The 6696-nt window shown below is 58.8% G+C and carries 7 protein-coding genes and 1 pseudogene; 7 read left to right on the plus strand and 1 reads right to left on the minus strand.

Annotated features, from left to right (window positions below; genetic code table 11):
- A pseudogene (locus AC1D1Z_RS32080) lies at positions 1-163 on the plus strand (GntR family transcriptional regulator); the annotation flags it as partial.
- Between the two features lie 109 nt (positions 164-272).
- Here the strand turns inward: AC1D1Z_RS32080 and AC1D1Z_RS32085 are convergent.
- A complete protein-coding gene (locus AC1D1Z_RS32085) occupies positions 273-2168 on the minus strand; it encodes a bifunctional sugar phosphate isomerase/epimerase/4-hydroxyphenylpyruvate dioxygenase family protein (protein WP_477852870.1) in 1896 nt (631 codons plus the stop codon).
- 248 nt (positions 2169-2416) lie between these two features.
- On the opposite strand from AC1D1Z_RS32085, the gene AC1D1Z_RS32090 reads away from it, so the two are divergent.
- From AC1D1Z_RS32090 to AC1D1Z_RS32115, 6 genes are all read left to right on the plus strand, one after another.
- Positions 2417-3247 carry a transporter substrate-binding domain-containing protein gene (locus tag AC1D1Z_RS32090; RefSeq protein ID WP_477852872.1) on the plus strand — a complete coding sequence of 277 codons (831 nt, stop codon included), beginning with the start codon at positions 2417-2419 and terminating at the stop codon, positions 3245-3247.
- Between the two features lie 231 nt (positions 3248-3478).
- Positions 3479-3922, plus strand: coding sequence for a type II 3-dehydroquinate dehydratase (locus AC1D1Z_RS32095; protein WP_018071496.1), 444 nt, complete (start codon positions 3479-3481; stop codon positions 3920-3922).
- Between the two features lie 31 nt (positions 3923-3953).
- Complete coding sequence (locus AC1D1Z_RS32100; RefSeq protein ID WP_047618289.1) at positions 3954-4622, plus strand: amino acid ABC transporter permease; 669 nt, start codon at positions 3954-3956, stop codon at positions 4620-4622.
- Positions 4623-4632: 10 nt separating this feature from the next.
- On the plus strand, positions 4633-5274 hold the full coding sequence (locus tag AC1D1Z_RS32105; protein ID WP_130729814.1) for an amino acid ABC transporter permease: 642 nt from the start codon (positions 4633-4635) through the stop codon (positions 5272-5274).
- A 54-nt stretch (positions 5275-5328) separates the two neighbouring features.
- Complete coding sequence (locus AC1D1Z_RS32110) at positions 5329-6093, plus strand: amino acid ABC transporter ATP-binding protein (RefSeq protein ID WP_477852876.1); 765 nt, start codon at positions 5329-5331, stop codon at positions 6091-6093.
- Between the two features lie 44 nt (positions 6094-6137).
- Positions 6138-6696 (plus strand): Gfo/Idh/MocA family protein (locus AC1D1Z_RS32115; protein ID WP_477852879.1); only part of this gene is annotated, 559 nt, incomplete at its 3' end.

Here is a 6696-nt window from a genome sequence, read left to right on the forward strand (position 1 = left end):
CCATATGCTGGCCGAGAGTTTTCGCGGAAAGCCTGTTGTCGATGACCATAGACTTCTGTTTGAACTTTCCATTCAGCGTGACGTTGCCGGCGCGACCGACGTCGTCAGACGGCACGTTCAAAGCGGCGTGGACCATGTGCTCAAGAGCGGCCGGATTGCTTAGAGCAATTCCAGGAAAAGTGCGACGCGGTTTTCCGTCCGGAATGCGCAAAACAAAAGGTTAGAGCGGCTCTGCGCTTTCATGAAAAGCTGAGCCGCTCCTAAACAATAACTCAAGAGGCGTCTTTCGGAATTCCTTCCGGACGCATCTGTTTCTTCAGAGCGGCGATCCGGAAAATAGCGTTCGGCGCGCCGTATCCGCGGTAGCCGCGGCGCTCGACGATCTCGAAAAAGAAACCCTCTCCATATGTTCCGCTATAGAGCTGGAAATATTCGCCATGCTCGTCTCGGTCATAGAGGATGTTTTCCGCCTTCAGCCGCTCGGTCATTACAGGATCGAGGCCGAAGCGCGCTTCGACGTCGTCGTAGTAGTTCGGCGAAATGTGCAGCGATCTGAAACCGCAAACACGAAGGCTTTCGGCGGTTGCAAAGATATCATCGGTCAAGAACGCCAGGTGCTGTATGCCGGCCCCGAATTTCTCGGCAATGAAATGCCCCGCCAGGGTACGGCGATTCTCGGCTCCGTTCATGGTAATGCGCAGCGCGCCGGTGTCGTTCTCGACAACTTGGCTGCGGACCACCCCGGCTGGATCGATGATATCGACCATAGGGGTCTTCCGCGTGTCGAAAATGGACGTATAGAACAAAAGCCAGGTGAGCATTTCATCGTAGCCGACCGTCTGGGCGACGTGATCAATGCGCAAAAGGCCTGCCGACGGCGCGTCGCTGTCGTCCGTAACCGGCTGAAAGTCGATTTCGGAGAAGCGACCCAATGCGCTGTTGTCGTCGATGAGATAGATGATCCCGCCTCCCACGCCCCGAATGGCAGGCAGCTCGAGCTCACCCTCCGCGACGGGCTGGGTGAATGGCTCGGCATCCAAGGCGAGCGCGCGCTCATATGCCTTGACGGCATCGTCGACGACCAGGGCCATGGCATATGCAAAAGTACCGTGAACGGCGTAGGCCGCATTCGCGAATCCTGCCTGATCGACATTGACGAGGATCCGTATCTCGCCCTGCTCGAAAAGAGAGACTTTCTTCGTGCGGTGGATTGCCGTCTTTTTGAACCCGAGGGTGCGCAGCAATGCAACCAGCTCGACTTCATCCTGTTCGTCCGTGGCAAACTCGACGAAGCCGACTCCCTTTACGGAGGGCCTTTCCGGCATCGCCGCTCCGGTCATGCTTCCGATGCCGAGATGGCGGCGCACCTGATCGCCGAGATAGATCAGGGAGCGGTGGCCGTCGGCCGCGATCGCACGCGAAAAACCGCCTCGAAACTGGTCGTTGAAGATCTCCAGGGAGAAATACCCATCATAACCTGTTGCCGCGACGGCTTCGGTGAACGCCGTAACGGGAAGGTCGCCTTCACCCGGCATATTTCGGAAGTGGCGGCTCCAATAGAGCAGGTCCATGTCGATCAACGGAGCATCGGCAAGCTGGACGATGAAAATTTTCTCTTTGGGAATTGAGCGGATGGAGTTGACGTCGATCTTGCGTGACAAGGTGTGGAAGCTGTCGAGGATAAGGCCGACATTCGGATGATCGGCGCGACGCACGATCTCCCAGGCGTCGCGGTGGTCGCTGATATGGCGACCCCAGGCAAGCGCCTCGTAGCCCACCCGCAGTCCACGCCTGGCGGCACGTTCGCCGAGTTCCCGAAAGTCATCCGCTGCCCGGTCGATACCGCCGATGGCTGCCGGCGAGACGTTTGAACAGACGAGCACCAGGTCCGTTCCGAGCTGCTGCATGACGTCGAACTTCCGTTCCGCACGGTCAAAAGTGCGGCTTCGCAGTGGCTCCGGCATGCCCTCGAAATCACGAAATGGCTGAAACAGGGTGATCTCCAGGCCATGGTCGCGGACGAGTTTCCCGACATCAGCCGGGCTTCCGTCGAAGGCAAGGAAGTCATTCTCGAAGATCTCGACGCCGTCGAAGCCCGCCCGGGCGATCGCCTCGAGCTTCTCCGGGAGTTCGCCGCTGATCGTGACAGTCGCAATCGAGGTCCTCATGTCAAAGCCCTTCCGATATCCGTGCGAGATTGAACGAGCGCCGAACACGACGATGCGTTCCAGAAAACCGCTCGCTACTATTATGGCAAATGTCGTGAGGAATTCAAATAGCGTGTCTTATTATAAATTCTCATATGATTTTGAAAAACTCTGTTGATTTGAGTGCTCGTCTCTGGCAATCATTCCTCTCACAGTCAAAAGGTGAGGTGGCTGTCCGGTCGAATGACCGCCAAAGGAGGAGGAATTACATGTTCAAGTCTTTGCTAACGCGCCGAAATGCGATGCTCGGAGCCGCGGCCCTGGTGGCTGCCGTCACCTTGGCGCAACCGGCCGCCGCCGTCACGCCTGACGAAATCAAGGCTCGCGGCAAGATCGTCGTCGGAATTCAGGGTGACAACCCGCCCTGGGGCTTTGTGACCAGCGGCGGCAAACAGGACGGCCTCGATGCCGACATCGCAACGCTGTTCGCCAAGGAACTGGGCGTTTCCGTCGAGTTCGTGCCGCTTGAAGTCAACAACCGCATTCCCGCACTGACGGCCGGCCGTGTCGACGTTCTGTTCGCAACGATGGCGATGCTGCCGGATCGCGCAAAGGCCGTGCAGTTCAGCAAGCCCTATGTTGCCAATGCCATCGTTCTGATTGGTCCAAAATCGGCCGAGATCAAGACGAATGCCGACATGGCCAAGTTCACGGTCGGCGTCGCCAAGGGTGCTGCTCAAGACACGCAGGTCACCAAGAACGCGCCGCCGAGCACGACCATCCGGCGCTATGATGGAGACGCCGCGAGCGTCCAGGCCCTGGTGTCCGGCCAGGTCGAGACGCTTGGTGGCAACATTTTCTATATGGACCGGGTGGAGAAGGCCCGTCCGGGCGAATTCGAAAACAAGCTTGAGTTCCAGAAGCTCTACAACGGTGCTTGCACGCGTCTCGGCGAAAAGGAAATCAATGCGGCGCTCAACACCTTCATCGACAAGATCAAGGCCAACGGCGAACTGAAGGCAGTCTACGACAAGTGGATGAAGGTTCCGGTCCCGGAATTCCCGGAAACGCTGGAAGGCATTCCGTTTGCGGCGAACTGAGTGAACGGCAAAGGTGGACGGGGCCCGGCCTTCCGGCTGATTACAGGGCCTGCCAACCACTCCTCCGTCATGCTCGGGCTCGTCCCGAGCATCTACGGCGGCAGATCCCCGGCACAAGGCCGAGGATGACGTCCAACAAGAGGCAACTCTTCACCAAACAAGGCCGGGCATGCAATGCCCGGCAACGCAACCGCCATGCTTAAGGCTCTGCCCGCATCCAGGAGCGCGATCATGAACAAACCAATCTTTGTGCTCAATGGACCGAACCTCAATCTTCTCGGTCAGCGCGAGCCGGCGATCTATGGAACCACGACGCTTGCCGACATCAGAAAACGGTGCGTGACCAAGGCAAAGGCGCTCGGATTCGATGTCGAGTTTCGCCAGACCAATTTTGAGGGCGAACTGGTTGAGAGCGTGCACCAGGCCCGGACCGACGCCTGTGGCATCATCATCAATCCTGCCGGCTATACGTTCACATCGATCGCTCTTCTCGATGCGTTGAAAATGTTCGACCCGCCGAAGATCGAGCTGCATATTTCGAATGTTCATGCGCGTGAGAGCATCTACCACAATTCGCTGATCTCGCGCGTCGCCACGGCCATCATGATCGGCTTTGGAGCCGACGGCTACGAGCTGGCTATCCAGGCGATGGCAGGCATGGTCAAGCGGGACTGAACTTTCAGGAAGACGGACCAGAAGGATCGCCATGAATTATAAGTTGGATTTCACCCCGGTCATAGATGGCCTGCCGAGCCTTCTGCTCGGCTGCCTCGGGACATTCTTGCTTGCCATTTGTGGGATGCTGCTGGCGATCGTCATCGGAATTGGCGGGGTAGCCTTGCGCGACTCTGCGCTCAAGCCGGCCCGATGGCTAGTCATCGCCTTCGTCGAATTGATCCGCAACACGCCGTTTCTGGTCCAGATCTTCTTCATCTATTTTGCGCTTCCGCTCACGGGCATCAGGCTGGATCCGACGCCGACGGCGATTATCGCACTCGGCATCAACGGTGGCGCCTACGCCATCGAGATCATTCGCGGTGGCGTTCAGTCGATCCCGAAGGGACAGATGGAAGCGGGTCTGGCGCTTGGTCTGCACAAGGCTCAGGTTTTCCGGCTGATCATTCTCAAGCCGGCATTGCGGGCGATCTATCCGTCCCTGACCAGCCAGTTCGTCCTCCTGACGCTGACCACCAGTATTGCATCGGCGATTTCGGCCTACGAACTGACTTCCGTTTCGCAGCGCATCGAGTCGGAGAGCTTCCGCAGCTTCGAGGTCTACTTCACGGTCACGATTTTCTATTTCGTGATCTCCTGGCTGATGATGCGCATCTTCGCGCTGTTTTCGGCGCGCTACTTCAAATATCCGGTCAAGTAGGAGGAATTCCATGGGTCAAGAAGAATTCGTCTTCCTCCTGATCGGCTTGAAATGGACCGTGGTCCTGTCCGCTGTCGGCTTTGTCTGCGGCTGTATTTCAGGGCTCGGCATCGCTCTTGCCCGTGCCTCGGGCATACCGCTGCTGGAACGCCTGACGGCTGGCTATATCGCCGTCTTCCAGGGAACACCGCTGCTGATGCAGCTTTTCGTCGTCTATTACGGCCTGGCGCTGGTGGGGCTGATGCTCGATGCCTGGGTGGCCGTCGCGATCGGCCTGACCCTGCATGCCAGCGCCTATCTGGGCGAGATCTGGCGCGGATCGATCGAAGCGGTTCCGCGCGGCCAGACGGAAGCGGCAAAGGCTCTCAGCCTCAGATATGTGTCGCGCATGAAGGATGTCATCCTGCCGCAGGCGCTGCGCATCTCGCTGCCTGCCACGGTCGGCTTCCTCGTGCAGTTGATCAAAGGCACCTCCCTTGCATCGATCGTCGGCTTCACCGAGCTGACGCGGGCCGGCAACATCATCTCCAACCAAATCTTCCAACCGCTGACGGTCTTCGGCATCGTCGGCATTCTCTATTTCCTGATGTGCTGCCCACTGACGATTCTTGGCGCTCGCCTCGAACGAAAGTTTGCCGCCTCTGCGCGCTGATCCGCATCTCGCATTCTTCGACGCGGTCCAGCCCGCCAATATGGAGTTCTACTGATGACCAGTCCCAGTCCTGCTCAAGGCGCAGAGACCATGATCACCATGGAGCGGGTGGAGAAGTGGTATGGCGCTTTTCAAGCCCTGCACGACATCAACATATCGGTTCGCAGCGGCGAGAGGATCGTCTTGTGCGGGCCTTCCGGCAGCGGGAAATCGACGCTCATTCGCTGCATCAACCATCTTGAGACCTACGAGAAAGGGGAAATCCGCGTTGGCGGGATTCTTCTCGGTAATCAGGCCAAGACCATCGATGCGATCCGCCGTGAGGTCGGCATGGTGTTCCAGCAGTTCAATCTGTTTCCGCATCTGACCGTGCTGCAGAACTGCATGCTGGCGCCGATGAAAGCTGTCGGCGTCGGCAAGGTGGAGGCCGAGGAAAGGGCACGCGGGCTGCTCGAGCGGGTCAAGATCCTGGAGCAGGCCGACAAATATCCGGTGCAGCTTTCTGGTGGCCAGCAGCAGCGCGTGGCCATCGCCCGCGCGCTTTGCATGCGGCCGAAAGTGATGCTGTTCGATGAGCCGACGTCGGCGCTTGATCCGGAGATGGTCAAAGAGGTGCTGGATACGATGATCGCGCTGGCCGATGAGGGCATGACGATGATCTGCGTCACGCACGAGATGGGCTTTGCCCGCCAGGTCGCCGATCGCGTGATCTTCATGRCCAGCGGCGCGATCGTCGAGGAAGCCCCGCCCGCCGAATTCTWCACAAACCCACAGCATGAGCGAACCAGGAAATTCCTCGGAGAAATCCTGCGGAAGTAAGGCGTCTCAGGGTCGATGCGTCTGGCAAATTATGGGAGCCGGCAATGAAGCCGCTAGAGATTGCAGTCATGGGAGCCGGCCTCATCGGCAGGCGCCACGTCGAGCGAATTATCTCAGAGCCCGGAACCGTTCTCTCGGCGGTGATCGATCCTTCTGCCGCCGGTCGCGACTTTGCCGAGAATGTCGGCTCCCGATGGTACCGGAGCTTCCTAGACATCCGCGTCGAGGACAGGCCTCACGGCGTCATCGTGGCAACACCGAACCAGCTCCACGTTGAGAACGGAACGGAGATCGTCGCTGCCGGCATCCCTGTTCTGATCGAGAAACCGATCGCCGACGATGTCGATGCTGCAGGGGCACTGGTTGCCGCCAGCGAGAAGGCAGGCATACCGGTGCTGGTCGGCCATCACAGGCGCCACAATCCGATGATCCAGGCGGTCAAGCAGATCGTCGACGGCGGAAGGCTTGGCCGGATCATCACGGTGCACGGCACGTTCTGGGTCGCCAAGCCCGACGAGTATTTCGACATCCCCTGGCGGCGCGAAGCGGGCGCCGGCCCTATCTTCGTCAACCTGATCCACGATGTCGATCTCTTCCGATATT

Source organism: Rhizobium sp. P1_E1 (assembly GCF_056406015.1).

Coding starts and splice junctions, on each gene's coding strand:
- AC1D1Z_RS32100 (WP_047618289.1), top strand. CDS start 3,954: ATGAATTATAAGTTGGATTTCACCCCGGTCATAGATGGCCTGCCGAGC.
- AC1D1Z_RS32085 (WP_477852870.1), bottom strand. CDS start 2,168: ATGAGGACCTCGATTGCGACTGTCACGATCAGCGGCGAACTCCCGGAG.
- AC1D1Z_RS32090 (WP_477852872.1), top strand. CDS start 2,417: ATGTTCAAGTCTTTGCTAACGCGCCGAAATGCGATGCTCGGAGCCGCG.
- AC1D1Z_RS32105 (WP_130729814.1), top strand. CDS start 4,633: ATGGGTCAAGAAGAATTCGTCTTCCTCCTGATCGGCTTGAAATGGACC.
- AC1D1Z_RS32095 (WP_018071496.1), top strand. CDS start 3,479: ATGAACAAACCAATCTTTGTGCTCAATGGACCGAACCTCAATCTTCTC.